Consider the following 26,048-nt stretch of genomic DNA (forward strand, 5'->3'; position numbering starts at 1 on the left):
TTTTCTGATCACAAATTCAATCATTCAATAATTCATAAACGTGCCCGTAATTTTAGGAATCGAATCTTCTTGTGATGAAACCTCCGCATCTGTTTGTGTTGATGGCAAGATATTAAGCAATGTTATTGCAAATCAAACCATTCACGAAGCTTACGGAGGTGTTGTGCCCGAGCTTGCCTCCAGGGTGCATCAACAAAACATTGTTCCTGCTGTACAGCAAGCTTTATTGAACGCAAAAGTAAACAAAAATGATATTGATGCAGTAGCTTTCACGCGCGGCCCCGGCCTTTTAGGTTCTTTATTGGTGGGCGTATCATTTGCAAAGGCATTTGCGCTGGCCAGTAATATCCCATTGATAGATATTAATCACATGCAGGCGCACATTTTGGCTCATTTCATTGCTGATAATAAACCAACCTTCCCTTTTTTGTGCCTTACCGTGTCCGGCGGGCATACACAGATCGTATTGGTGAAAGATTATTTCGATATGGAAGTAATTGGCCAAACGCTGGATGATGCGGCAGGAGAGGCAATGGATAAAACAAGCAAAATTTTAGGTCTGCCTTATCCAGGTGGTCCGTTGATAGATAAATATGCGCGTAGTGGCAACCCTGATGCCTACAGGTTTCCTGAGCCGCAAATTCCCGGGTATAATTTTAGTTTTAGCGGGGTAAAAACTGCAATTTTATATTTTATAAGAGATAACGTTGCTAAGAACTCCGATTTTATACAAGAAAACCTGCCCGATATTTGTGCTTCGGTAGAGAAACGTATTGCTACTATACTGCTAAACAAACTCAAGCGTGCCGCAGAGGAGTACGGGATAGTTGATATAGCACTTGCTGGTGGCGTATCTGCTAATACGGGGTTACGGGAAGGTTTAACAAAGCTGTGCGCCGATAAAGGCTGGAACTGCTTTATTCCCAAATTTGAATATTGTACTGATAATGCTGCAATGATAGCCATTGCAGGGTATTATAAATTTTTAAAAGGCGAATTTGTAGGGCAGGAGGTTGCTCCGCTGGCAAGGATGCCAATGTAACTGCCCCCCGGCGCCTGAAGGGGTGCGGGATAATAAGAGGCGATAGTTTAATTAAAATATTAATATTTTATTCCCCCTTCAGGGGGTTAGGGAGGTATATGTCAATTCCATCACTCATTTTCTGGGCAATATTTGTGTTGCCGTTAATTGCTTTTTTAATTTGGCTGATGCGCCAGGACAAGCGTAAAGGCATTCTTGGCCTATTTGTGTTGGGTGTAATTGTTGTTGGCTGCATCACCTACATGATCTTAGAGCATAAGGCGGGGAATTACTAAATTCCGTACTTCTTGTTATTATTATCTTCCTACCTGATTAGATCTGGGGGAACGGTTGTGTTACTTTCATGTGCATGAAATTATAAGACATTATTTTAACTTAAATGTTTATTGTAAAATAGCTACTGATTTTAAGCTATTTATAGTTTAATCTGTAATGTTAATTGCCATAATTTTAAATTGGTAAATTGGTGTTGCTTTGTAATGAAATTAAACCTACCTTTGCGCTCGATTTGGCGATGTAGCCAAATACGTTATTTTAATTCATGAACCCATTTATTCAACTGGGAATCCGTCATGATATTGTTAATGCCATCTCTGAGTTAGGATTTGAAAATCCAACACCAATCCAGGAACAGTCAATTCCGGTATTGTTAACAGGCAGCAACGATTTTGTCGGATTAGCCCAAACAGGGACCGGTAAAACAGCTGCTTTTGGACTGCCGCTATTGGAACTGCTCGATTTCGAAGAAAATCATCCGCAGGCGCTTGTTTTATGCCCGACACGTGAGCTTTGCTTACAGATCACGAACGACATTAAGAACTACGCCAAAAAAATGAACAACGTTAATGTTGTTGCCGTTTATGGCGGTGCAAGTATTCAAGATCAGTTACGCCAGATTAAACGCGGCGTACAGATCGTTGTAGCTACACCGGGCCGTATGCTCGACATTATTAACCGTAAGGCGATAGACTTTTCGCAGGTTAAGTTTGTAGTATTGGATGAGGCTGATGAGATGCTCAACATGGGCTTTCAGGAAGACATTGACAGTATTTTATCCACCACTCCTGACGAGAAAAAAACCTGGCTGTTTTCTGCCACTATGCCTTCTGAAGTTAGAAGGATCGCTAAAAAATACATGGATAACCCTTTTGAGTTAACCATGGGCGAAAAAAACACAGGTAATGTGAATATCGACCACGAGTACTATGTAGTACGTGCCCGTGATAAATATGCCGCATTTAAGCGTATAGTTGATAATAATCCGGAGATCTTCGGTATTGTATTTTGCCGTACTAAAATTGAGACTCAGGAAATTGCAGAGGCACTTATTAAAGACGGTTACAACGCCGATTCTTTACATGGTGATCTATCTCAGCAACAACGTGATAAGGTAATGAAACGTTACCGCGAGCGCAGTCTGCAACTATTGATTGCTACAGATGTTGCCGCACGTGGGATAGATGTTAATGATGTTACACACGTTATTAACTATAGTTTACCTGATGAGATAGAAAACTACACCCACCGTAGCGGCCGTACAGCCCGTGCAGGTAAAACCGGTGTATCTATCGCTATCATCAACAGTAAAGAGCTTGGCAAAATACGCCAGATTGAGCGCACCATCGGTAAAAAGTTTGTTAAGGGTGAAATACCTACTGGCTTTGATGTTTGCGAAAAGCAATTATTTGCATTGGTGCATAAAGTACACAATGTAGAGGTTAACGAAAGCCAGATCGAGCAATACATCCCGCGTATTATGGATGAGTTTGCTGAGCTGAGCAAAGAGGATGTAATCAAACGTTTTGCATCTTTAGAATTTAACCGCTTTTTAGATTATTATAAAAATGCTCCTGACCTGAATGCTCCGGCTGATGACAGGATGCGTGATGGTGACCGTGGCGAGCGCGGAACGCGCGATGCTACCGGTAAATCAGAATATACCCGTTTGTTTATTAATCTTGGAAGTGTAGATGAATTCAACCGTGGCGACTTGCTGGGTTACATTTGCAACAACGGAAAGATAAGCGGCCGTACAGTAGGCAAAATTGATGTTAAAGGAGTTTACTCATTCTTTGAAGTAAGCAATGCAGACGTTGAAATGGTTACTAACAATTTCAAAGGCGTTGAATTTAAAGGCCGCGAAGTAAGGATAGAAGTATCCGGTGAAGGAACCAGCACTACCCGTAGCGGTGGCGGTGAAAGGCGCGAAGGCGGATACCAAAGGCGCGAAGGCGGTGGCGGTTATAACCGTGAAAGAAGCGGTGGTGGTGAAAGACGCGAAGGCGGATTTAACAGAGACAGGAACAAAAGCGCCGGTGGCGGTGGTTTCCGCGATTTCTCTGGTAAACCCCGCGAAGAGCGGCCAGAACGTCGTAGAAGATTCTAATTTGTTAATTAGTTTTCATAAAAGCTTGCGGGGGTAGTTTACCGCAGGTATAGTTTTAGTTTAGTTTTGTTTACAAAGCCTCTCGTTTGCCCAGCATCCGGGAGGTTTTTGTTTTAGAAAAGATCTAGCGCGAAAACTCTACAGCTACAGAATCTGGAAACCCTAGGCTAAGTTGTTTATCGTCTAGTTTTTGAATTACAAATTTGGTATATGGCAAGTTACCTTCAAAGGAAGTAAATATTGTGTCGCCTTTTAAGAAGTAATCTTCCGATTCATTATCAAGCGAAAATTGCTTGCTGGTTATTTTTAGATGGGTAGAGCCATCTTTAGATTTCCAATTGCCCTGCAGCTGTTTGTTGGCCGGTTTTTGGCTACACGCTGCCGATACTAGTATGCACGCTGCCAACAATTTAATCGATATGATTTTGTGGATATTCATGATGCAGGTAAGGTTTTATAAAAAGCACCTGTTTTATCAGGTGCTTTTAGTTCTTTGAATTAATCTACCTTAGCTTTCAGAGATGATTTTTTAACGTAAACATGATGACCTGTTTTGTTTACGTAATAGTAACGTGAGTCTTTATCGATATAAACAGTTTTTCCGCTGGCGGTAACCATATCATCATATTTCTTGTCCGCAACTGTAGAAGCACCCTTCGAGGCCAACTCGGCTGTTTTGTCGCCTACTTTAACAGCAGTTTTTTTGGTCGCTTTCCAACCTTTTTTAGCAGTGTGGCCAATTTTATCGCCTAAAGTTGTGTCCTTATGAGTTTGTGCAAAAGTTGTTGATGCTGCAAGCAAGGCTGCGGCAAACAAAGTTGATTTGAATATACGTTTCATAGAGGTATTAAGTTATTTAATTTACTTAACTAACTCAATTTCTCTGCCAGTTTACGCATTTCGACAGTGGGGGAGCTTTTTTTATACAAAATAGCATATACAGCTTCGCAAATGGGCATATCTACTTTGTACTGCCTGTTAACCTGGTGTAGGCAATTTACTGCATAATATCCCTCAGCAATCATATTCATTTCCAACTGTGCCGACGTGACGGTGTAACCCTTACCTATCATGTTGCCGAAAGTTCTGTTTCGGCTAAACTGGGAATAGGCTGTAACCAGCAAATCGCCGAGGTAAGCCGACTCTTTGATGTCGCGATCGATGGGGTGTACCTGGTCAACAAAACGCTCAAGTTCGCGAATAGCGTTTGAGATCAGCACGGCTTGAAAATTATCGCCATAACCAACCCCATGGCAAATACCACTCGCAATTGCGTAAACATTTTTAAGCACCGCGCCATACTCGGTACCGTAAATATCATCAGAAACAATTGTTTTTATATAACGGGTATTCAGCATAGAGGCAAACTCTGTTGCCAGCGCAACATCCTGTGAAGCAATAGTTAAGTAGGAGAGTTTCTCCAAAGCTACTTCTTCGGCATGGCAGGGGCCGCTGATCACCATGAAATTGCTAAATGATACGTTATACTTTTGATGCATAAATTCGCCAATGATCTGGTTTTCATCAGGAACAATGCCTTTAATAGCGGATACAATTTTTTTATCGGCCAGATCCTCCGCGGTGATGCCGTTCAAAGCCTCTTTTAAAAAAGCAGCGGGTACGTTTAACAGAATGCAATCTGCAGCTGCAATCAATGGTTTTAATAAGGCAGAGATATTAGCGGCTGGTACTTTTATTTCAACAGAACTTAAATAGTTGGGATTATGGCCAAATTTGCTGATGTGTTCTACTGCGTGCTCATTTCGCATCCACCAAAAGATCTCTTTATCTACGGTGTTATCGGTAAGCATTTTGACATTAGCTGTGGCCCAGCTACCGCCGCCAACTACAAGTATTTTATTTATTTGCTTAAGCATTAAGAGTGTAATGTGCTACAGAGCCAATTGCTAATTCTGTGTTGCAAATTACGTGAAAAAAGGTGAAAGGCTAAAGGCAAAAGGCTATTGGGTTAAAACCACGCAGCACGGGATTAAAATGCAATAGAAAAGGCGGAAAATATTACTTTCCGCCTTTAAGCTTAATTTTGCTATGGTTTAGTCTTTCTTTTTATCTGCTGTAAACAATTTAGATTTATCCACTTTCTCTACCACCATATCATCCTTCAAGGTTTTAGAGATGGCAGCAAAAGGTGCTGATACCACTTCTTCACCGCCTTTAAGGCCGCTCAGGATTTGGATGTAGGTATCATCCTGAATGCCTGTGGTTACCTGCACTTGTTTTACTTTATTTGTGGCTTTGTTGAAAACATACACATATTCTTTAGCTAATGGCGTATTGGCAGTTTTCTTGTTTGCATCGGTGGCACCATTATCAACAGGTTTTGTGTCTTTCTTTTCTTCACGGGTGGTTACCGATTGAATTGGCACAGCCATAGCTTTCACATGGTTGGTTTGAATATCAACCGTAGCGGTTAAGCCAGGGCGAAATGGGGAATGGTTAGCGGCATTCTTTTTTAGTAAGTCCATGTATGATTGTGCGGTTATCCTCACTTTCACCGTAAAATTAGTTACCTGGTCTGCATTGGTACCTACTACATTGGCCGAACTACCTATCTCTATAACCTGACCTTCGAATTTTTTGCCAAGGAAGGCGTCAACTTCAATCAAGGAATTGTTTCCAATAGCAATGCGGTTAATGTCGTTTTCGTTTACATCAACGTTTACATCCATTTTGCTCAAATCAGATATCGTCATGATCTCGGTACCGGCAAATTGCTGAGTGCCTAGCACACGCTCGCCAATTTCTATAGATAGCTTTGACACTACGCCATCAACCGGCGCATAAATAGTTGTTTTAGCTAAGTTATCCTGCGCTTCCTTTACAGAAGCTTGAGATTGTGCCAGGCCGTAGGTAGAGCCGATAACATTTTGCTTTGAGGCCTCTAAAGTAGCCTTTGCACCTTCATAATTGGCTTTAGCCTGCTCATATTCGGCGGTGGTTAAAACTTTGTTTTTATAGAGCTCCTGGCTGCGTTTATAAATTGAAGCCTGGTTGGCAAAAGTAGCTTCGGATTGTTTCAACATTTGAGATGAGTTACCTACGCTTGCTTTTTGAGAGTTGTAGGATGCTACAGCGCGTTCGTAACCCGATTTTAGAATATCCGGGCGAATCTTACAAAGCAGCTGGCCTTTCTTAACTACATCGCCTTCTTTTATCGGTAACTCAACCACTTCACCGCTTACTTCAGGACTAATTTTTACTTCGATGTGGGGTTTGATTTTGCCGCTTGCCGACACTGTTTCATTGATATCGCGCATGTCGGCCTTTTCAACAGCCACCTGCGTTAATTGGGGTTTGCCAATAATACCGGCAGCCTTTAAAATAATCAGCAATACAATCAATGCGCCTAAGCTGATAAGGATATATTTAGTAGTCTTTCCCATGATTTTTGATTCAGGATTTTATGTAGTTTATAGTGTTATAGGATTGCCAAGATAATAATCAATTACTTTGTTTCTAAAGATTACTTCGTAGCGGGCTTGTATCAGGTCGAATTGAGATTTGTTGAGGTTGGTTAATGACGTATTGTAATCTAAAGAATTCACCAGGCCCACGTTGTACCGTTGTTGAATAACATTGAAAGCTTCCTTATTGGCCTGGTATGTTTGCTCGGTACTTAATAGCTTTTTTTGTGCCGATTGTACATCCAAAACCGCTTGGATAATCACTTTGCTCAAGTTATTTTTAGCCAGTTGAGTGTTCAGTTCGGCATTCTCGTAATTCAGACGTGCTTTTTTAACTGAGGTACGCGCTGTGAAACGATTAAATATCGGGATTTGAAGACTAACTCCAAAAGACTGGTTAAAGTTATCGCCAAATTGCCTAAAAAACGGGTACTTGGTAAGTATCTGGTCATACCCGGGAGTAGTTACAACCTGATTAGAGTTTTGCACAAAGCCTAAAGTATCAATCCTCCCGTTTGGTACAACCCCACTAAATAGCCTTCTTGCATTTGAATAGTTGGACCCTGCAGAACCAAATAGCGTAACACTGGGATAGTAATTGCCCTGCGCAATTTTTATGGATTGCTTAACAGACAAGGCACGAACCTCTGCAAGCTTTACATCCGGGTTAATTTCCAAAGCTGTTTTAATAATTGTTGCACCGTCGAAACTGGTTTGTACGTTTGTAAACTTACTGATGTCGGGCTTTTCCACCGTTATTTCATCCAGCGGATTCATTTCCATGTATTGCTTTAACACCAGTACCGATAGGTCTAATTGGTTTTGGGCTGTTGTTAAATTAAGTTCTGCCGTTGATTGCTGAGCTTTAGCTTGCGACAGATCTGCAAGAGTTTGGTTGCCGGCATCATAATTTTTTTGAGCCCTGTCCAGCGCTATTTTAGCAATATCTATTTGTTGTTTAGCTGCGGTCACCAAATCCTGGTTGGTTAAAATGGTCAAATACTGAGTTACCACACTCAGCACCAAATCGTTTTTAACCTTGGCGGTGTTGCTTTTATTTACATCAACTAAAATGCGGTTTTGGATGATCTGGTTGCGCAACTGTCCTCCCTGGAACAATGTTACCTGCGCATTAACGTTTCCGCTAACTGCAAAAATACTTTGGTTAATAAACTGGTTGGTAGACGGGTCAATATTACGACCGAAGTTATAAGACGCTTGCGGGCCGGCACTAAGGGCCGGTAATAAGTTATATTTTGATTGTTTATAGTCCTCAGTACTTAAAGCCTCGCTTATTTGGGCTTGTTTAATGGTAAGATTACGATCGAGTGTCCGGTCTACAGCCTTTTGCAGGGTAATCAATTCCTGGGCTTTTGCTGTAAAAATAGATACTGGAAGTAATAAGAGGCAAGCAATGGTTACTTTTGTGATGGGTAATTTTGGTTTCATAATTAATATTACTGGTAAGTAACGGAATTACTTGGCAAGGTATTTTTAATTTTAATAAACAACTTAAACTTAGTTGACATGTATCTGGTAAAAAGTCCCTGGCTTCTTAAAATGCTTTATGCTAAGCTAATATGGCATGTGAAGCCGGGTAGTCGCTGTATTTTTCTGACTTTTGACGACGGCCCTATACCCATTGTTACACCATTTGTGTTAAATATTTTAAAAGAGTACGATGCCAAAGCCACCTTCTTTTGTATTGGCGATAATATTAACAAGCACCCTGAAGTATTTAATGCAGTAGTAAATGATGGCCACGCCATAGGTAATCATACCTATAACCACTTGCGGGGCTGGGATACCGACAGCGAAATTTATTTAGAAAATTTTCTAAAATGCGACGGTTTAACCCATAGTAAGCTCTTTCGCCCACCCTATGGCCGGATCAAGCGCAAACAGATTGACCTTTTGAAAAAAGCTAAGCCGGATCTGAAAATTATTATGTGGGATGTACTGAGTGGAGATTTCGATATTGATCTTAAACCAGAGAAATGCCTAAAGAATGTGCTCAAACATACCGCTGACGGCTCGATCGTAGTTTTTCATGATAGCCAAAAGGCCTTCGACCGGTTAAAGTACACGTTACCGCTGGCTCTGGAACATTGGAGCAAACAGGGGTATACGTTTGGTGTACTTGCCTAATAGCTTTACCATTTTTTCAGGTCGGTTGACTCACTAATTTGCTATCTTTCGGCATGTATATAAAACTATTTGTAAAAATCGCTTTGACGGTTTCAAGCGCGTTTTTAATGCTAGATGCTGCCGCTCAACCTTCCGACACCGCCCGTGTTGTCATCTCCCAAATAAAAATGCCGCAATTAAACCGGGAGCGTACTATCAGGGTTTTCCTGCCTGCCGGTTATGGAACAGCTAACAAGAAGTACCCGGTAATTTACATGCACGACGGGCAAAATATTTTTACTGGAAATACCAGCTTTGCAGGCAGCTGGCTGGTAGATTCAACGGTGAAAACTTTTCCGGTGAAGCAGCAAGCGATAATTGTAGGAATAGATAATGATAGCCAGTACCGGATGGCTGAATATAGTCCGTACGATAATAAGTATGCCAGGACACAAGGTGATGCCTACGTGGAGTTTATCGTTAAAACTTTAAAACCACATATCGATAGTTTATATCGCACAAAAACAGCCGCCAGGTATACTGCAATAGCGGGCAGCTCGATGGGGGGACTGATCTCGATGTATGCTGCAGTAAAGTACCCAAAGGTGTTTGGTGTGGCCGGGGTGTTTTCACCATCGTTTTGGATAGCGCCGCAAATGTATCCCCTGGTAACCAACGCCAGTAATGGTACAAAGCAGAAGTTCTTTTTTGCCTGTGGCGATATGGAGGGGGATAACGAGGTGGGCGATGTGCTAAAGATGGATTCTGTACTAATGGCGAAAGGGTTCAACCGCATGCAGGTACCAAATCCCCTGGTAGTTACAGGAGCAAAGCACAATGAAAAGCAATGGCGCGGCGAGTTCCCGGTATTTTACAAATGGTTAATACAATAGGCCGAATCTTATCATCGATAGCAGCATCCGAACAAATTAGCGATATCCGTGTTTGTTAATTATCAGTCAATTATAAACACACACGGATATGAGAACAAGGATTATATACATTGCTGCTGCAAGTTTGCTATTGCTAACTGCTTGTAAAAAAAGCCCAACAACTACACCAGTTACCCCTGGCGATGCAACCTTAAAGGATGCGGTGCTCACCCAAAACCTCACGTTTCCATGGGAGATATTATGGGGTCCTGATAACAAGCTCTGGATAACCGAGCGTGGCGGAAAAATTAGTCGCATTGACCCTGTAGATGGTTCGATAACGCCGGTTGTTACAATTAGCGAAGTGGTTTCACAGGGAGAGGGCGGTTTGCTGGGTATGGTGCTGCATCCCGATTTTGCCAACACACCCGAAGTTTTCGTGGCTTATAACTACAGCAAAGGCGGCACCTACACCAAAAAGATAGTAAAGTTCACCTACAATGGCACCACGCTGGTTAATCCGGTTGTGCTGCTGGATAATATTCCGGCATCAAACGTACATAACGGTACCCGGCTGGCAATTTCTCCAGATAAAAAACTATTTATTACCAGCGGTGATGCTTCGGTGTCATCAAGGGCACAGGATCAAAACAGTTTTGCTGGCAAAATTCAACGGATCAACCTGGATGGCAGTATCCCCGCAGACAACCCAACTCCCGGCAGCCCCCTTTGGAGTTACGGGCACCGCAACCCTCAAGGGCTTGTATTTGTGGGAGACAGGCTATACAGTTCCGAACATGGTAATACTACGGATGACGAGATCAACATCATTCAAAAGAACCGAAACTTTGGATGGCCAAACGTGGAAGGCTTTTGCAGTACCGGTAGCGAACCCGATTTTTGTACAATGAACAATGTTGTTGAACCAATCTTTGCATGGACTCCTACGATTGCTCCGTCTGGGATAGATTATTATAACAACGATGCTATTCCTCAATGGAAGAATTCCCTTTTATTGGCTGTATTGAAAGATCAGGAACTATTACAATTAAAGCTGAACGCCGCCGGAGATAAGGTGGATATAGTAAATATCTTTTATAAAAGTACATATGGCCGCCTGCGGGATGTAGCTGTTTCCCCGGATGGCGTGGTTTATATAATTACCAGTAATGGAGGTAATGATAAGGTTATTAAAGTTAGTAAGTAACGTGCCTTTTGATATTTTACCATACAAGAATTAGGCATTTATATTTGTTTCATCTTATTTATATCGCATCTAAATAGCATTTGTGCAAATCGCTGACTGTGAATAAAGTTTATAATTTGTAAATTCGCGGCTGACCAATCGGAAACCGATTGCGAACCTTTTTTACCCACTAAAAAAAATCAAACAATATGGCTTTTGATTTAGATATGATCAAAAAAGTTTACGATCGCTACAGCACCCGCATTGCGGCTGCACGTACCGCAACCGGTAAACATCTTACTCTTACAGAAAAAATATTATACGCTCACCTTTCTGAAGGCGATGCTAAAAAAGCTTTTGAACGCGGTACCGACTACGTTGACTTTGCACCAGACCGCGTTGCCATGCAGGATGCTACGGCACAAATGGCTCTTTTGCAGTTTATGCAGGCAGGTCGCCCACAGGTGGCTGTCCCTTCAACCGTACATTGCGATCACCTGATCCAGGCTAAAATTGGCGCTGTTGAAGATTTGAGCACAGCTGTTGATATTAATAAAGAAGTTTACGATTTTCTTTCATCAGTATCAGATAAATACGGAATCGGTTTCTGGAAAGCCGGCGCAGGTATCATTCACCAGGTAGTATTAGAAAACTATGCTTTCCCCGGTGGTATGATGATCGGTACCGATTCACATACGCCTAACGCTGGTGGTTTGGGTATGGTTGCCATTGGTGTTGGTGGTGCTGATGCATGCGATGTTATGGCAGGTTTGCCATGGGAGCTTAAATTCCCTAAGCTGATCGGTGTTAAATTAACCGGCAAACTATCAGGCTGGGCTTCGGCTAAAGATGTTATTTTAAAGGTTGCTGGTATCCTTACCGTAAAAGGTGGTACTGGTGCTATTGTTGAATATTTTGGCGAAGGTGCACGTTCACTGTCTGCTACCGGTAAAGGGACTATCTGTAACATGGGTGCCGAAATTGGTGCTACCACATCTATCTTCGGTTACGATGAAAAGATCGCTACCTACTTAAGCGGTACATCACGCGCAGAAGTTGCAGAACTGGCTAACGCCGTAGCTGAGCACTTAACTGGCGACGATGAGGTTTACGCTAATCCGAACGAATACTTTGACCAGGTTATCGAGATCAATTTATCTGAACTGGAACCACATATCAATGGTCCTTTTACACCGGATCTGGCCTGGCCCATCTCTAAATTTGCTTCTGCAGTTCGTGAGAACAACTGGCCGGTAGAATTGGAAGTTGGATTGATAGGTTCATGTACTAACTCATCTTACGAAGATATTACCCGTTCGGCATCTATCGCTAAGCAGGCTATTGATAAGCACCTGGAAACAAAGGCTGAATTCACCATCACTCCGGGTTCGGAGCTGGTGCGTTACACTGTTGAGCGCGATGGTTACTTAGGTACCTTCGAAAGCATGGGCGGTGTGGTATTGGCAAACGCCTGCGGTCCGTGTATTGGTCAATGGGCTCGACATACCAATGATCCAACCCGGAAGAACTCGATCATTACCTCTTTCAACCGTAACTTTGCTAAACGCCAGGACGGTAACCCCAATACACACGCATTTGTAGCTTCACCGGAAATTGTAACCGCTATGGTTATTGCAGGTGATTTAACCTTTAACCCACTTACCGATACTTTAACAAACAAAGATGGTGAGCAGGTGATGCTGGATGAACCGCTGGGTATAGAAATGCCGGTACGTGGTTATGCGGTTGAGGATGCCGGTTATCAGGCACCTGCTGAAGATGGCAGTGTTGTAGAAGTTAAGGTTAGCCCAACTTCTGCACGTTTGCAATTGCTGGATCCTTTCACCCCATGGGAAGGTACTGACATCACCGGCTTAAAGCTGTTAATCAAGGCAAAAGGCAAATGTACTACCGATCATATTTCTATGGCCGGCCCGTGGTTAAAATTCCGTGGTCACCTGGATAACATATCAAACAATATGCTGATCGGTGCCATCAACTATTTTAATCTGAATGCGGATAGCGTTAAGAACCAGTTAACCGGTGAATACGGCCCGGTTCCTGCCACCCAACGCGATTATAAGGCACATGGCATCGGTTCTATTGTTGTTGGTGATGAGAATTATGGTGAAGGTTCATCTCGCGAGCACGCGGCTATGGAGCCTCGTCATTTAGGCGTACGTGTAATCCTGGTGAAATCATTTGCCCGTATCCACGAAACCAACCTGAAGAAACAGGGTATGCTGGGTATCACCTTTGCGGATAGCAATGATTACGATAAGATCCTTGAGGATGACGTGATCGATGTAACAGGTTTAACCACCTTTGCACCGGGTCACCAGTTAACCGTTGTATTGCATCATGCCGATGGTACAAGCGAAAGCTTCCAGGTTAATCATACTTACAACGCACAACAAATTGAGTGGTTTAAAGCAGGCGGTGCGCTAAACATCATCCGCAGGCAAATGGCCTCTTAAGCTAAAAGCATAAAGACTAAAGTTAAAAGTTTTTAATTATGAGCCTTCCTAATGGGAAGGCTCTTTTTGTTTGCTGCCGCGGAGATTAGCGCAGCGTATCTCGTGTTGTGATATTTTATAGGCTTCCACCTGACGTCAGCTGAAAGCTGACAATGTGCGTACCACGAGCTGGAAGCTCGCGGTAGCGGATCGTTACAAGCTTCCAGCTGGCGACAGCTGAAAGCTGACAATGTGCGTACCACGAGCTAGAAGCTCGCGGTAGCGGACAAATGGGCTCTTAAGCTAAAAGCATAAAGACTAAAGTTGAAAGTCTTTAAATATGAGCATTCCTAATGGGAAGGCTCTTTTTGTTTGCTGCCGCGGAGCGCAGCGCATCTAGTGTTCTGATATTTTATAGGCTTCCACCTGACGTCAGCTGGAAGCTGACAATGTGCGTACCACGAGCTGGAAGCTCGCGGTAGCGGAGGATATTTCCTTCGTCAGCATGACAATGATTAATTTCAGATATTTATTCTCCAATAAACTTCAAGCCCACTTGCCTTCTTGCCTCATCTATCATGGCGATCATCCGTCGTGACATTTCCCATGGTACAATGGGGCTTTCTATTTTTCCTGCTCTCAGCAGACCAATAAAATGAGCTGTTTCATAGTTTAATCCGCCGGCGGTAAAGGGTTCGTCAATAACAACGGTGCGGCCGTCTAAATAGCTGATCGTAGCTTTGGCCGGGTTCCACCAGTTTTTGTGGATGGTGATATGGCCGATGGTACCACAGATCAATGCATCGCCTTTACCGTGCAGATCGAAGCCACAATATACCTGGGAGTAACCGTGTTCGTGTTTAGTTTGGAATATGCTGAACATATCTATCATGGTTTCATTTATATGGCCCATTGCTTGTACATCCTGCGTAGCCCCCAGCCAGCTTACGGCAAGAAAAGCCTCATAGATGCCAATACCCATCAAGCTGCCGCCGGCCAGTTCGTAACTAAAGTTGGGATGATCTTTAGCTACATCTGCAACCGATGATCCGGCTCTGACATAGCCAACCGGTCCAATTGGATCCTGTTTAATGTATTCCAGTAATTTAATATAAAGCGGGTAAAATGGTGGCTTCATCCCTTCCATAAACAACAGGTTCTTTGCTTTAGCAACACTAAGCACTTCATCCAGCTGTGGCAGGTTCAGTGTAGCTGGCTTTTCACATAGTACGGGTTTACCTGCATTAAGTGCTTTTATGCAGTATTCTGCATGGCTGTTGGGCAGGGTGGCTATGTAAACCGCATCAATGTCGCTGGCCAGTAACTCATCAATATGGGCGCAAGCTGTTCCGCCATGCTCATTGACAAATGCTGTCACCGTTTCTGCCCTGCGTGACCAAGATGCTGCCAACAAATTATCCGGCAAAGCATTTATGCCCTGCATAAACCGATGCGCAATACGCCCGCAACCAATAATTCCCCATTTCGTCATACGTCAAAAATAAAAATTAGTCCGTAAAAAAGCCCTGAGCTTGATGGCTCAGGGCTTTTGTTTTTCTTTTTAAACCAGCAATAATTACTGATACTGAATGTAAATAGGGTAAGGTTTGTAGTTTTTCAAAACCTCATCAGGTGTAAGCAGGTGGTTTGGCTTTTTCTTAATATCGTTTTTGTAGAACAATTTAAAGCCTGTAAACTGTACCGGTTCCTGGTTGATGAAATAGCGATAGGTACCGGTTTTCAAGTCTGGTTCGCCCCAGCCATCCATGTCCATTACTACCTGTACTTCAGGGCGCAATTTGATATTTTTATAGTTAGTTACCATTTTCCTGGTAAAGCGGTGAACAACCAGGATTTTTGGCGGAAGGCCATTCTTTTTAACAATTTTTGCCAGGTAGTCGGTTACAAAGTTAATATCGGCAGCATCATAGGTGCCGATTTTTTTGCCGGGTTTGCTGCCATCTTTCATAGAGAATTCCGGGTCCATACCAAAATGAACCTGTGGCATTTTTAAATATGGCTCAAATAAAGGTAACTCTGCCTGTATATTACTCAATGCAACCTGCACATCCAAGAAAACAATGGCATGTGCTTTTTTGGCTAATGCCAAAACGCTGTCTATTTGTTTAAAAGGCATCCGGTAACGGAATTTTCCGTCCTTACCGCCGTCTCCCTGCGCAACTACCGCTATATAGTGCAAAGCCGGTTGTACTGGTGTTTTGGGATCAGCCTTTTCCCAGGCTTTTACTTCTCCTTTTAGTTTGGCCAGCATTTCGTTTGGCGCTAATTCGCCCAAAATTCCCATCCGTTTAGAGTATAGGTTACCGTAAAATGCCACAACACGTTTGTAAGGCAAAATTGCACCACCCAATGGATATGGCTGGTTTTTAACGGGCCATCTGCCGCTGGTATCACCATGTGCATTAAACTTTAGCAGAGAGTCATATTTGGCTTTATCAGTAGGTGGGTAGTCGGACTTTACTACGCTTAGCGTGTCTGGTCCGTCCTCCGCTTTTTTGGCTGTGCTATCGCCCTTCTTATCGGTTGCTTGTTTGCTGCCGCTTTGCGTGCAATTGGTGAAAAGGACTACCGTGCAAAGTAAGAACAAGGCAGAAAAAAGAGCGTTTTTAAATTTCATAGAATGGAGATGTTTGACATGTACCGGCTAATATTGGCCAATTATTTAATATTTAGCTAAATATAATTCTTGTAAAGATAGAAATAGCAGAATTCTATCAGGACTTATTTTTATAAAATTTACCAAACACGCCAAGCGGTAATTTGGGCCCTGCGGTAGCCTGGAGATATAGCTCACCTATCTCTAAATTCTCCACTTTAGGGAAAGCTTTTTTGATCAGATTTTCGATGATCACAGAAGAGAAACCTAAAGAGTAAGTATTAAGAATCAGGAAATGCTCATCAGGATCCAGCAGCTGGATCACATCATTCATCATCTCATTGATGTTATCTTCCAGTTTCCATTTTTCGCCGTTGGGGCCGTTGCCGTATGCGGGAGGATCAAGAATAATACCGTTATAAGTTTTGCCACGCTTTACCTCGCGCTTTACAAACTTAAGCGCATCCTCTACCATCCAGCGAATATCTTTAATGCCCGAGAGCTCCTGGTTCTCATTGGCCCAGGTAACCACTTGTTTTATCGAATCAACGTGGGTGGTATCTGCACCAGCTGCTTTGGCAATTAACGATGCACCGCCGGTATAAGCAAAAAGATTGAGCACCTTTGGGGTGGGGGTACTGAACTTTTTAATATTATCAGAAATATAATCCCAGTTAACGGCTTGCTCAGGAAAGATGCCCAAATGCTTAAATGAAGTTAGTGCCAATCTGAAATTGATCTTGACATCATTATTCTTGTATTCGATATGCCAGCGATCGGGGGTTTTAGGATCCTTTTTTACCCAATCGCCCGCGGTGGCAGAACGGCCTTTAAATTTGATATGGTGGATTTTTTGCCACTGGTCTGCAGTCAGCGTTTTGCTCCAAACAGCCTGCGGCTCGGGTCGGATGAGTACGATATTGCCAAACCTTTCCAGTTTTTCAAAGTCGCCGCAATCAATCAGCTCGTAATCTTTCCAGTGGGTTGGGGTAAGGAGTTGGATCATGTTAAAGTATCAAGTATTGCTTATTAAGTATCTAGATTTTACAAATATCAGAAATTTGGCTGTAATGCCTTGTCTAAATACTCGATACTTGCTACTAAATACTATTTACAGCTTATCCTTTGCTGCCTGCATAAACTTGCTGGCGAATACAAAATCGTTCAACTCTTTATTATCGGTATGGGCTATGTCCTTATTACTGCCTTCCCACCATTTTTGGCCCTGATGCAAGAAGATGATATTATCCCCGATGCCCATAACTGAGTTCATATCGTGCGTAACGATAACGGTGGTCATCTGGTATTCTTCTGTTAGTTCATTGATCAGGTCGTCAATTACAATAGATGTTTTTGGATCGAGGCCTGAATTAGGCTCATCCACAAACAGATACTTTGGCTCCATAGCAATAGCTCGTGCAATGCCAACACGCTTCTTCATTCCGCCGGATAGCTCTGCCGGGTACAGCTTATTTTTATCTTTCAGATTTACCCTGTCCAGGCAAAAATTGGCCCGGTCGCGTTTTTCGGAGATAGATTGTTTGGTGAACAGATTAAGCGGAAACATGATATTTTCCTCCACCGTCATGGAATCAAATAATGCGGAATTTTGAAACAGCATTCCTATTTGCGTACGGATGGGCACGCGGGCGGTAAAATCCATATCGGTAAAGTTTTCTTCTTCAAAAAAAACATCCCCTTTAGTAGGCTCGTGTAAGCCAACAATACACTTGAGCAGGGTTGTTTTTCCGGATCCGGAACCGCCAATGATCAGGTTATTTTTACCAGTTTGGAAAGTAGCGCTGATACCCTTCAGTACGTCGTTATCGCCGAATGTTTTGTAAATGTCTTCTATTTTTATCATAGCATCAAACGGGTAACTACAAGGTCTGCAAACAAGATCATCACACAGCTGTACACAACACCTTTAGTTGCCGACTGGCCAACTTCAAGTGCTCCACCGGAGGTGTAAAAACCCTGGTAGGCACATATGGACGCAATGATAAAACCAAATGCGAAAGCTTTTACCAACGCAACCCGAATAGTAAGCGGATCGAAACCATCGCGTAAACCCATAATGTAATCCGCAGGTGTTACTTCACCGCCAAATAAACAAGCTATGTAGCCACCTGTCATACCCAGTGCTATGGATACGATAACCAGCAATGGTACCATTGTGATACAAGCGATGATTTTGGGTGCAATCAGATAGCCGGGTGCATTTACGCCCATAATCTCCAGGGCATCTATCTGCTCGGTAACCCGCATGGTGCCAATCTGCGATGCAATGCTGGATCCTACACGGCCGGCCAGAACCAGTGCCGAAATGGTAGGGCTAAATTCCAGGATGGTAGAGTCGCGCGCAATTTTACCGGCAATACTCAGCGGTACCAGTGGGCTTGATAACTGGAATGCCACCTGTATAGTAGTAGCCGCTCCAATAAATACGGAGATAATGGCTATGATACCAAGCGAACCTATCCCAACGGATACCATCTCGCGCATTACTTCTGCCCAGTAAACGCTGAACTTTTCTGGCCGTTTAAAACTCAGGCGCAGTAAGAGTATATATTTTCCTAAACTGTAAATCATCGTAATTGATAAATGCGGTTAAAAATACATTTTTTAATAGAAAGCTTCCCTGCTTGTTATAATTGAATTACTTTTAATAAGAATATATCTCAGCTCACCTGTAAAAATTACTTATCTATTATGAAAAACGCTTTAATAACTGCGGCTACAAAAGGCATGGGCCGGGCCATAACTATTGCTTTCGCTAAACAAGGAATAAACGTGGCAATTTGTTCTCGCAATGCGCAAGAATTATTGCATTTTAAAGCAGAACTTTTACAGATAGCCCCTCAAATTAGTGTGTTTACCATGGCTGCAGACTGCAGCAAGCGGGCCGAGCTTATAAATTTTGCCGAATTCACCGAGAAAAACATGGGCTTCGTCGACATTATTGTGAATAATGTAGGGATGTACAAGCACGCTTTTATACTTGATGATACTGACGATTCTTTCCAAAAACAGATAGATACCAACCTGATGCCTGCCTATGAACTATACCGTTTCTTCGGTAAACGCATGGTTTCTGTCGGTAAAGGGCATATCTTCAATATATGCTCCATTGCAGCTATAAACCCGGTGGTAGAGGCCGGGGTATACAGCGTAACAAAGTATGCGTTATTAGGTCTTAATAAGGTAATGAAACTCGAAATGCAGCCACACGGAGTGAAAGTAACAGCTATTATCCCGGGCTCAACATTGACAGACTCATGGGCCGGGATGGAAGTTGATAAAAACAGGATGGTACTGCCGGAAGATATAGCCGCAGCCCTGATTGAAATTTACAATATGAGTACTGGCGCTAATGTTGACGAGATGATCATTACACCAAAATTTGGACAGATCTAGAAATTTACAATAACGCTAATTAAAACACTAAACAAAATGGAAAAGAAACTTTATAGAAACGAACACAACAAAATGATAGGCGGTGTTTGTTCCGGTTTGGGCGATTACCTTAATATCGACCCTACAATTGTACGTCTGGTTTTTTTAGTGATGCTTTTTGCAGGCCACGGTGCCGGTTTTGTACTGTACATCATCTTACTTATTGTATTGCCTAAACGCGGCCTTAACTTTAATGACCCTGGTTTTAAACCAGGTGTAGATTATAAGGTGCCGCCGGCTTCATCTTTTAGCAGTTCTTTTAACAGCTCATTTAACAAGCCATTTGATTTCCCGCCTATCCCGGCAAAAAAATCATCAAACGCAGGAATGATCTTCGGGGTAGTATTAATTGCACTGGGTACCCTTTTCTTAATCGATGAGCTTGATTTTATTCCGGATTTGGATTTTGATAAACTTTGGCCCGCTATACTGGTTGCTGCCGGCGCCGCATTAATATTTACAGGGCAAAAAAAGCAGCCATGGGAAAATCCTAACTGGAGCGCAACCAGCGTACACGCTGCCGAAGAACAGGAAAATACATCAACCGCAGATAAAAGCGCGGGAATTGACCTGACCAAGAAAACTAATGAAACATCAACTGACAACCCTACAACTATATAATCATGAAAACTAACAAAATAATGCCGGGCCTCGTACTGGTTTTAATAGGTGCCTTGTTTTTACTGCACAATTACAACGTAATTAACTTTCATTGGGGCAACTTGTTCTCCTTGTGGCCGGTATTCCTGATCATGGCAGGCGTAAACCTCCTGCTGGCCAATAACAATACCGCCTGGGCCGCCATGATAAAAATAGGCGTGGTCATACTGGGATTTTGCATCCTGGTTTTTGTACCTAACCGTAACCATTATTTCTGGAATAATCACAATGGTAACTGGAACTTCAGCGACGAGGATACCGATGGCGACAGCGATACCACTGATAGTGATAGCAAAGGCATTATAAAGATCCAGGGCAGCAGCAACTTTAATGAACCTTTTACGCCGGGTGTTACACTGGCCAGGTTGAATGTGAATGGGGGCGCCTCGGTTTTTAACCTGAAGGATACCACCAACCAATTGTTCCAGGCGGATACTAAAGAATTTTTTAACCGGTTTGAATATGTGAAAAGCATGGATGGCACTACCCCGGTAATCGATTTCCGGATGAAGAATAAAAAGAATAATAACTTCCACTGGGACAGCGACCAAACCAACACTGCCGATATCAAATTGAACACTACCCCGGAATGGGAGATCAACCTGAAAACAGGTGCCAGTGAATCAAACTTTGATTTAAGCCGCTTTAAGGTGAGAACCCTGAATATCAATGGAGGGGCAGCATCCTACAAAATTACAATGGGGATGCCCGTGGCAGTGACCAACGTGGAGGTTTCTACGGGCGTATCTGAGGTGCATATCCACATCCCCAAAGGTGCAGCCTGCCAGATCACCACACAGTCCGGCTTATCATCAAACGACTTTGACGATTTTGAGAAGAAAGACGATAACCGTTACGAAACCCCTGGCTTTGCAACAGCTGTAAACAAGATGTATATCCGGTTAAAAGGAGGCGTGTCTGATTTTAATGTAGACAGGTATTAAGTTGACTCACCCACGGCCCCTCTCTAAAAGTAGAGAGGGGAGAGGCGAAGACAGCTGGTTTTTATCACGTTGCGCAGCAGAGACGGTCGGGCAGCGATAGCGAACCCGGGGTGCGTAAACCGGGCTTGCGGTGATTATCGCCGAACCTTCTCATTAATAATTGTAAATTTGGTCATGCAACCTCCCGGCTTTGATAATCTTGTTTCCGCCAGTAACGCCACTTATATTTTGGTGGTTAACGGCAAGCCCGAAGGCCCCTTTAGCATTGCCGAACTGCAATTGCGGAAAATAGCTCCCGGTGATTTTGTAAAGACTGCCGCAATGGACGATTATCAGGAAGCCCATGAAGTTGCCGAACTCCGGCAACTTTTTGGCTTTAGCAAACAGCCCCTGCCGCTTCAATATTTTGGCAGTTTTGATCAGCGCGCAATTGCGACCGTAATTGATTGGCTCATCGTTTCAGCTGCGTTCATCCTGGCAGCTTTTGCGGTGATGCTGATTCTGCTGCTTGCTTTATCCGGCGACGAAAACAAAACGGTAAGGATAGGTGCGAGCATTGCGATATTGGCGCTGATTCCCCTTGGTAAGCTGATCTACAATACCAGGATGGATTGCGGCCCCAGGCAGGGCACCCTTGGTAAGCAGTTGATGAAGATCCGCGTATGCGATATTTATGGGGAGCGGATCAGCAGCTCCAAATCTTTTAACCGTAATATTGCCAAAATTCTTTCTACAGCCACCTTTTTTGTGGGTTACGGCATGTGTTTTTTTACCAAAAAACAACAGTGCCTGCATGACCTGATTGCCGATACCCTGGTAATTAAGGATCGTTTAGACAGTTAATTAATTTACCTATTTACCCTCTGATCTTGTTCGCGTTCGCAAAATCAAACAAGCGAAAACGGCCATAAACACGCCTGAACGTGCCCGAACAAGCCCGAACAAGCCCGAACACGAGCTTTGCAAAGCTGAAAATGCCTTTAGCATTCCCTGTTCGTTTTTAATGTAAAGAGCTTAGCGACCCCCACTCAATCGCCATTCACCCCGGCAGTTTGCAATTTTTGTTAAAAATTGTTAAAGACTACGAATCTATCGTAGAATAACTAATTTAATAGTTATGTTTGTTCTGTAATAATCGCAATCTCAACTTTTAACTACATATCACAGCAAACATGAGAAACTTAATCCTCCTCTTAACCTTCAGCATTATTCTGTTTGATGCCAAAGCCCAAAACCCGGAGATGGCAAAAGCCATTGTTCATTACAAGTTTTCGCACCTGCAGGACACTACAGCTAAGGATAAACCTTACACCGAAAACATGGTGCTATTCCTGGGACAAACGGCAAGCGCTTATAAAAGCTATGACAAAAGGCTGCAGGATGCCATGATGAAAAAGCAGGTAGAACAACAAATAGCTGATCAAAAGGGAAATGGCGGCCCCATCAGCATCAAAGTTACCGGCACCAAACCAACCACTAGCGCTGAGATCTACCAATATCCGGTGCTTAATAAGATCATACGGAAAGAATCACTGATCACCTCTTACCTGATAGAGGAACCTATGCCAACCATCAACTGGAAGATCAGCAACGATACCGCAAGTTTTGGTACCCTGCATTGCCAAAAAGCAACCGCCCATTTTAAAGGCCGCGATTACACGGCCTGGTTTTGCCCCGATCTGCCTTTTCATGCTGGTCCCTGGAAACTTAACGGGCTGCCGGGGTTGATCGTAGAGGCTTATGATGCCAAAAAAGAAGTTGAATTCAAGTTCGATGGCTTTGACCAAGTGGTTGCCACAGATAAACCGGCGGCGGTTTCTGCCGGTGTTGCCCCGCCAAGCGCTACAGTAGTAAAATTTGGCGGTATGGATGAGGATGCTTCCAATCCAAATCTTATCTCGGTACCGGTGGATGCGGTAAAAACGACAGAAAAGGAATTTGTAAAGCTACAAACAGCAATGCGCAAAGATCCGCAGGCCTTTATGGCTGCTATGGGTGGCGGTATGCAAGACAGGGTTAGCCCCGCTGGTTCGGGCGGCCCATCAAATACTATTGTGCGGATTGGCCCCGGTAATGGCCCTGTTATCAATAACCCAATAGAATTGCCGGAGAAAAAATGATGAGGCAAAGTAAAAACGTATTGATGCTTTTTTTAGGGGTGTTATGTTATACTGCTGGCTTTGGGCAGAGCATAAAGGGGATTGTCACCGACAGCCTGGGCAAGGCGGTTCCGTTCGCCGGGGTCAATCTCAAAAGCAGCGGAAAGCTCATTGTCGCCTATACCAATACCAGCGACAAAGGCGCATATACTTTAAACATCCCCGCAGATGCTGATAAAAGCAATTTGCAGGTAGAAGTGAGTTGCATAGGGTTTAAGAAGGCCAGCCAAACGGTAAGCAGTTTAACGTCACCGTATAACTTCAAACTGTCGGGAGCGGTGAACCAGTTGCAATCGGTTACGGTAAAAAATAACAGACCTATGCTGCGGTCGCACGGTGATACGCTGGATTATAAAGTATCGGACTTTAGCAGTCCGCAGGACAGGGTTATTGGTGATGTAATAAAGAAATTGCCGGGCGTAACGGTTGATAAGGCGGGCAAGATCAGTTATAATGGTAAGGCCATCTCAAACTTTTACATTGCTGGTGATAACCTGCTGGACGATAAATACAATATCGCAACGGGCTCCATCCCAAATGGCGTAGTAGATAAGGTACAGGTGCTGGAAAATCATCAGCCCATAAAAATGCTGAAAGATAAAGTTGTAAGCGATGATGTGGCGATGAACATTACCATTAAAAAAGACGCCAAGATTCAGTTGGTAGGGCAGGAAACCCTTGGTGCCGGTTTGCCGGATAAATATTATGCTGATCTGAATGCGATTGCCCTTAAGGATAAATATAAAGCGATCAATTACCTGAAGGTGAATAACACTAATTATGACCTGGCCCGGGACATTGTTTCGCATAACCGGTCGTCTTATTTGTCGCGGCTGGACAATGATCAACCCGATGCAGAACTTTCCCTGGGCACGGCGGGCAATCCTGATCTGCCAACCAGTCGCTACTTGTTTAACCAGGCGGGCATCATCAACCTCAACAACCTGGTGAACCTGAAAAAAGATGTGCAGCTTAGGGCCAATCTCTCCTACCTGCATGATACGCAGAAGCAAAACTATACCAAGTTTAGTGAGTTTTATTTGCCTAATGATACCATCCGCTATGCCGAGGTGCAGCGCAATAGCCAACGGCCGGATTACCTGCACAGCCAGCTTTCTGTAAATATTAATAAAAGCAAATTCTACCTCAGCGATAACTTTATTGCCGACTATAACAGAAATACCGGGTACTCGGCGCTGCTAACGAATGGTACACCGGTAAACCAGGTTCTAAAAGATAACCTGATGGATATCTCCAATGAATTCAATTACATGAATACGCTAAAGGGCAATAATATTGTTGAATTGTACAGCTACCTTAACCGCTCTGCAGAACCGGAGAACCGTATGATAGACCCCGGCCTTAATCCGCAAATTTTTAATAAAGGAATCGCGTACCGTTTGCTAAGCCAAAATGTAAATATCCCAACCTGGTTCACTAACAATTATACATCTTATAAAATACCCGGGAACAAATTCACACAGACTTATAAAGCCGGCTTCAGCCTGCAATCGCAAAAGCTAACGTCCGATTTGAAAGTGACTCAGCTGAATAACGCCACCAACCTGTTTACTGACAGTGCCGTAAACAACCTCGACTGGACGCGCCGGAAGATCTACGCTGAAGCCGGTTATGATATCCCCGGCAGTATCCTGAAAGTAAACATCAGCCTGCCGGTGAGCTATTTAAATTTAGACTATCAAGATATATACTATAACCTGAACAAAAGCCTGCAAAGATTATACTTTAATCCCAATGTAGGTGTTAAGTATCAAACCGGGATCGAGAACTACCTGGCAGGAAGCTACAATTTCCGTAACGATATTGGGAGCATCCAGGATGTATATAATGGTTACATCCTGCAAAACTACCGCAGTTTGTATGCTAATAATGCCGATCTTACCGAGCGCAAAACGCAAACGGCCTCGCTGGGCTTTAATTACCGCAAGGCCATTTCGCTTTTCTTTTTTGGTGTAAGTGTATCGTATATGCACCAGAACAGCAATAATATTTCGTCGAGTATTGTAACCAATAACATCCAGCAGCGCATTGTGCTGCCGTTTGATAATAACATTGATTCCTGGTCGGGCAATGCGGTGGTGAGTAAATACGCATTCGATCTGCGCACCACCTTTAGTGCCGGCATTTCGTATCAAACTACCAAACTAAACCAGATCCTCAACAACATTATCCTGCCCTACAATACCATTTCTAAAGGTTTTACCTTCGGTGCCGATACTAAGGTTAGCAAAAAAATAAATTTTGGCTATAAAGCCAGTTATGATATAACAACCAGCAGATCTACCGTGGCAGATGCCGAGAATAAATTTCAGCGCCTGCTGCAGCAGGCTTCGGTAAATTACAATATTACCAATAACCTGTATTTAAATGCCTCCGGCGATCACTATTATACTCACCAGCAGCAGGTAAATGATCTGAAATATATGTTTGCCGATGCGAGCATCCGATATAAATTGAAAAAGGTAAAGGCAGATGTAGAACTTAGTGTGCAGAACTTGTTCAACACCACAACGTACAGCGCATTGTACCTGTCGGCCAACACATTTACGCAGAGTTCTTATACAATCCCCGGCAGGTTTTTGCTGGCAAAGGTGACGTTTAATTTGTAGTGTGATAGTCGCTGATAATCGCTTGGTGATTTAAACACAGAGGGCACAAAGATTTGCATTTTTATTTAACCACGGAGGTGCGCAGCGT

Annotated in this window: 22 protein-coding genes; 12 read left to right on the forward strand and 10 right to left on the reverse strand. The window is 43.3% G+C overall.

Features of this window, described 5'->3' with window-relative positions; all coding sequences use genetic code 11:
- The first annotated feature begins 40 nt into the window (after positions 1–40).
- Positions 41–1,042 carry a N(6)-L-threonylcarbamoyladenine synthase TsaD gene (locus A0256_08465; protein AMR31453.1) on the forward strand — a complete coding sequence of 334 codons (1,002 nt, stop codon included), beginning with the start codon at positions 41–43 and terminating at the stop codon, positions 1,040–1,042.
- A gap of 541 nt (positions 1,043–1,583) precedes the next feature.
- The gene (locus A0256_08470) at positions 1,584–3,428 is read left to right on the forward strand and encodes a DEAD/DEAH box helicase (GenBank protein ID AMR31454.1); all 1,845 of its coding nucleotides are present in this window, start codon (positions 1,584–1,586) and stop codon (positions 3,426–3,428) included.
- Between the two features lie 124 nt (positions 3,429–3,552).
- On the opposite strand, the gene A0256_08475 is transcribed toward A0256_08470, so the two are convergent.
- From A0256_08475 to A0256_08495, 5 genes are all read right to left on the reverse strand, one after another.
- Entirely contained in the window at positions 3,553–3,867 is a 315-nt protein-coding gene (locus tag A0256_08475) for a hypothetical protein (protein ID AMR31455.1), read from the reverse strand.
- Positions 3,868–3,926: 59 nt separating this feature from the next.
- The gene (locus A0256_08480) at positions 3,927–4,268 is read right to left on the reverse strand and encodes a hypothetical protein (GenBank protein AMR31456.1); all 342 of its coding nucleotides are present in this window, start codon (positions 4,266–4,268) and stop codon (positions 3,927–3,929) included.
- 29 nt (positions 4,269–4,297) lie between these two features.
- Positions 4,298–5,305 carry a glycerol-3-phosphate dehydrogenase gene (locus A0256_08485; protein ID AMR31457.1) on the reverse strand — a complete coding sequence of 336 codons (1,008 nt, stop codon included), beginning with the start codon at positions 5,303–5,305 and terminating at the stop codon, positions 4,298–4,300.
- Between the two features lie 177 nt (positions 5,306–5,482).
- On the reverse strand, positions 5,483–6,832 hold the full coding sequence (locus A0256_08490; GenBank protein ID AMR31458.1) for an efflux transporter periplasmic adaptor subunit: 1,350 nt from the start codon (positions 6,830–6,832) through the stop codon (positions 5,483–5,485).
- Between the two features lie 27 nt (positions 6,833–6,859).
- Positions 6,860–8,302, reverse strand: a complete 1,443-nt coding sequence (locus tag A0256_08495) for a transporter (GenBank protein AMR31459.1) — start codon at positions 8,300–8,302, stop codon at positions 6,860–6,862.
- Between the two features lie 78 nt (positions 8,303–8,380).
- On the opposite strand from A0256_08495, the gene A0256_08500 reads away from it, so the two are divergent.
- The 4 genes from A0256_08500 to A0256_08515 all read left to right on the forward strand — a co-directional run bounded on the left by A0256_08500 (position 8,381) and on the right by A0256_08515 (position 13,515).
- Positions 8,381–9,001, forward strand: coding sequence for a polysaccharide deacetylase (locus tag A0256_08500; GenBank protein AMR31460.1), 621 nt, complete (start codon positions 8,381–8,383; stop codon positions 8,999–9,001).
- A gap of 53 nt (positions 9,002–9,054) precedes the next feature.
- Positions 9,055–9,873, forward strand: a complete 819-nt coding sequence (locus tag A0256_08505) for a hypothetical protein (GenBank protein ID AMR31461.1) — start codon at positions 9,055–9,057, stop codon at positions 9,871–9,873.
- An 88-nt stretch (positions 9,874–9,961) separates the two neighbouring features.
- Positions 9,962–11,059, forward strand: coding sequence for a glucose dehydrogenase (locus A0256_08510; protein AMR31462.1), 1,098 nt, complete (start codon positions 9,962–9,964; stop codon positions 11,057–11,059).
- Positions 11,060–11,247: 188 nt separating this feature from the next.
- Entirely contained in the window at positions 11,248–13,515 is a 2,268-nt protein-coding gene (locus tag A0256_08515) for an aconitate hydratase (GenBank protein AMR31463.1), read from the forward strand.
- A gap of 508 nt (positions 13,516–14,023) precedes the next feature.
- Here the strand turns inward: A0256_08515 and A0256_08520 are convergent.
- From A0256_08520 to A0256_08540, 5 genes are all read right to left on the reverse strand, one after another.
- A complete protein-coding gene (locus A0256_08520; protein ID AMR31464.1) occupies positions 14,024–14,986 on the reverse strand; it encodes an oxidoreductase in 963 nt (320 codons plus the stop codon).
- An 84-nt stretch (positions 14,987–15,070) separates the two neighbouring features.
- Positions 15,071–16,132, reverse strand: a complete 1,062-nt coding sequence (locus A0256_08525) for a hypothetical protein (GenBank protein ID AMR31465.1) — start codon at positions 16,130–16,132, stop codon at positions 15,071–15,073.
- 97 nt (positions 16,133–16,229) lie between these two features.
- Positions 16,230–17,117 carry an oxidoreductase gene (locus A0256_08530; GenBank protein ID AMR31466.1) on the reverse strand — a complete coding sequence of 296 codons (888 nt, stop codon included), beginning with the start codon at positions 17,115–17,117 and terminating at the stop codon, positions 16,230–16,232.
- A 105-nt stretch (positions 17,118–17,222) separates the two neighbouring features.
- Complete coding sequence (locus A0256_08535; protein AMR31467.1) at positions 17,223–17,975, reverse strand: ABC transporter ATP-binding protein; 753 nt, start codon at positions 17,973–17,975, stop codon at positions 17,223–17,225.
- On the reverse strand, positions 17,972–18,703 hold the full coding sequence (locus A0256_08540; protein AMR31468.1) for an ABC transporter permease: 732 nt from the start codon (positions 18,701–18,703) through the stop codon (positions 17,972–17,974). Before A0256_08540 ends, A0256_08535 begins: the two co-directional genes overlap by 4 nt.
- A gap of 120 nt (positions 18,704–18,823) precedes the next feature.
- On the opposite strand from A0256_08540, the gene A0256_08545 reads away from it, so the two are divergent.
- From A0256_08545 to A0256_08570, 6 genes are all read left to right on the forward strand, one after another.
- On the forward strand, positions 18,824–19,528 hold the full coding sequence (locus A0256_08545) for a short-chain dehydrogenase (protein ID AMR31469.1): 705 nt from the start codon (positions 18,824–18,826) through the stop codon (positions 19,526–19,528).
- 36 nt (positions 19,529–19,564) lie between these two features.
- The gene (locus A0256_08550; GenBank protein AMR31470.1) at positions 19,565–20,188 is read left to right on the forward strand and encodes a hypothetical protein; all 624 of its coding nucleotides are present in this window, start codon (positions 19,565–19,567) and stop codon (positions 20,186–20,188) included.
- A gap of 2 nt (positions 20,189–20,190) precedes the next feature.
- Entirely contained in the window at positions 20,191–21,171 is a 981-nt protein-coding gene (locus A0256_08555) for a hypothetical protein (GenBank protein ID AMR31471.1), read from the forward strand.
- A gap of 174 nt (positions 21,172–21,345) precedes the next feature.
- Complete coding sequence (locus A0256_08560; protein ID AMR31472.1) at positions 21,346–22,014, forward strand: hypothetical protein; 669 nt, start codon at positions 21,346–21,348, stop codon at positions 22,012–22,014.
- Positions 22,015–22,343: 329 nt separating this feature from the next.
- A complete protein-coding gene (locus A0256_08565; protein AMR31473.1) occupies positions 22,344–23,291 on the forward strand; it encodes a hypothetical protein in 948 nt (315 codons plus the stop codon).
- Positions 23,291–25,960: a hypothetical protein gene (locus A0256_08570; GenBank protein ID AMR31474.1), complete on the forward strand. Its 2,670-nt coding sequence runs from the start codon at positions 23,291–23,293 to the stop codon at positions 25,958–25,960. Before A0256_08565 ends, A0256_08570 begins: the two co-directional genes overlap by 1 nt.
- The last annotated feature ends 88 nt before the right edge of the window (positions 25,961–26,048 follow it).

Source organism: Mucilaginibacter sp. PAMC 26640, from assembly GCA_001596135.1.
Classification (GTDB): Bacteria; Bacteroidota; Bacteroidia; order Sphingobacteriales; family Sphingobacteriaceae; genus Mucilaginibacter.

What these genes read in the sequence shown, in the direction of transcription:
- A0256_08470 (AMR31454.1), top strand. Translation starts at nt 1,584, where the DNA reads ATGAACCCATTTATTCAACTGGGAATCCGTCATGATATTGTTAATGCC.
- A0256_08475 (AMR31455.1), bottom strand. Translation starts at nt 3,867, where the DNA reads ATGAATATCCACAAAATCATATCGATTAAATTGTTGGCAGCGTGCATA.
- A0256_08480 (AMR31456.1), bottom strand. Translation starts at nt 4,268, where the DNA reads ATGAAACGTATATTCAAATCAACTTTGTTTGCCGCAGCCTTGCTTGCA.
- A0256_08485 (AMR31457.1), bottom strand. Translation starts at nt 5,305, where the DNA reads ATGCTTAAGCAAATAAATAAAATACTTGTAGTTGGCGGCGGTAGCTGG.
- A0256_08490 (AMR31458.1), bottom strand. Translation starts at nt 6,832, where the DNA reads ATGGGAAAGACTACTAAATATATCCTTATCAGCTTAGGCGCATTGATT.
- A0256_08495 (AMR31459.1), bottom strand. Translation starts at nt 8,302, where the DNA reads ATGAAACCAAAATTACCCATCACAAAAGTAACCATTGCTTGCCTCTTA.
- A0256_08500 (AMR31460.1), top strand. Translation starts at nt 8,381, where the DNA reads ATGTATCTGGTAAAAAGTCCCTGGCTTCTTAAAATGCTTTATGCTAAG.
- A0256_08505 (AMR31461.1), top strand. Translation starts at nt 9,055, where the DNA reads ATGTATATAAAACTATTTGTAAAAATCGCTTTGACGGTTTCAAGCGCG.
- A0256_08510 (AMR31462.1), top strand. Translation starts at nt 9,962, where the DNA reads ATGAGAACAAGGATTATATACATTGCTGCTGCAAGTTTGCTATTGCTA.
- A0256_08515 (AMR31463.1), top strand. Translation starts at nt 11,248, where the DNA reads ATGGCTTTTGATTTAGATATGATCAAAAAAGTTTACGATCGCTACAGC.
- A0256_08520 (AMR31464.1), bottom strand. Translation starts at nt 14,986, where the DNA reads ATGACGAAATGGGGAATTATTGGTTGCGGGCGTATTGCGCATCGGTTT.
- A0256_08525 (AMR31465.1), bottom strand. Translation starts at nt 16,132, where the DNA reads ATGAAATTTAAAAACGCTCTTTTTTCTGCCTTGTTCTTACTTTGCACG.
- A0256_08530 (AMR31466.1), bottom strand. Translation starts at nt 17,117, where the DNA reads ATGATCCAACTCCTTACCCCAACCCACTGGAAAGATTACGAGCTGATT.
- A0256_08535 (AMR31467.1), bottom strand. Translation starts at nt 17,975, where the DNA reads ATGATAAAAATAGAAGACATTTACAAAACATTCGGCGATAACGACGTA.
- A0256_08540 (AMR31468.1), bottom strand. Translation starts at nt 18,703, where the DNA reads ATGATTTACAGTTTAGGAAAATATATACTCTTACTGCGCCTGAGTTTT.
- A0256_08545 (AMR31469.1), top strand. Translation starts at nt 18,824, where the DNA reads ATGAAAAACGCTTTAATAACTGCGGCTACAAAAGGCATGGGCCGGGCC.
- A0256_08550 (AMR31470.1), top strand. Translation starts at nt 19,565, where the DNA reads ATGGAAAAGAAACTTTATAGAAACGAACACAACAAAATGATAGGCGGT.
- A0256_08555 (AMR31471.1), top strand. Translation starts at nt 20,191, where the DNA reads ATGAAAACTAACAAAATAATGCCGGGCCTCGTACTGGTTTTAATAGGT.
- A0256_08560 (AMR31472.1), top strand. Translation starts at nt 21,346, where the DNA reads ATGCAACCTCCCGGCTTTGATAATCTTGTTTCCGCCAGTAACGCCACT.
- A0256_08565 (AMR31473.1), top strand. Translation starts at nt 22,344, where the DNA reads ATGAGAAACTTAATCCTCCTCTTAACCTTCAGCATTATTCTGTTTGAT.
- A0256_08570 (AMR31474.1), top strand. Translation starts at nt 23,291, where the DNA reads ATGAGGCAAAGTAAAAACGTATTGATGCTTTTTTTAGGGGTGTTATGT.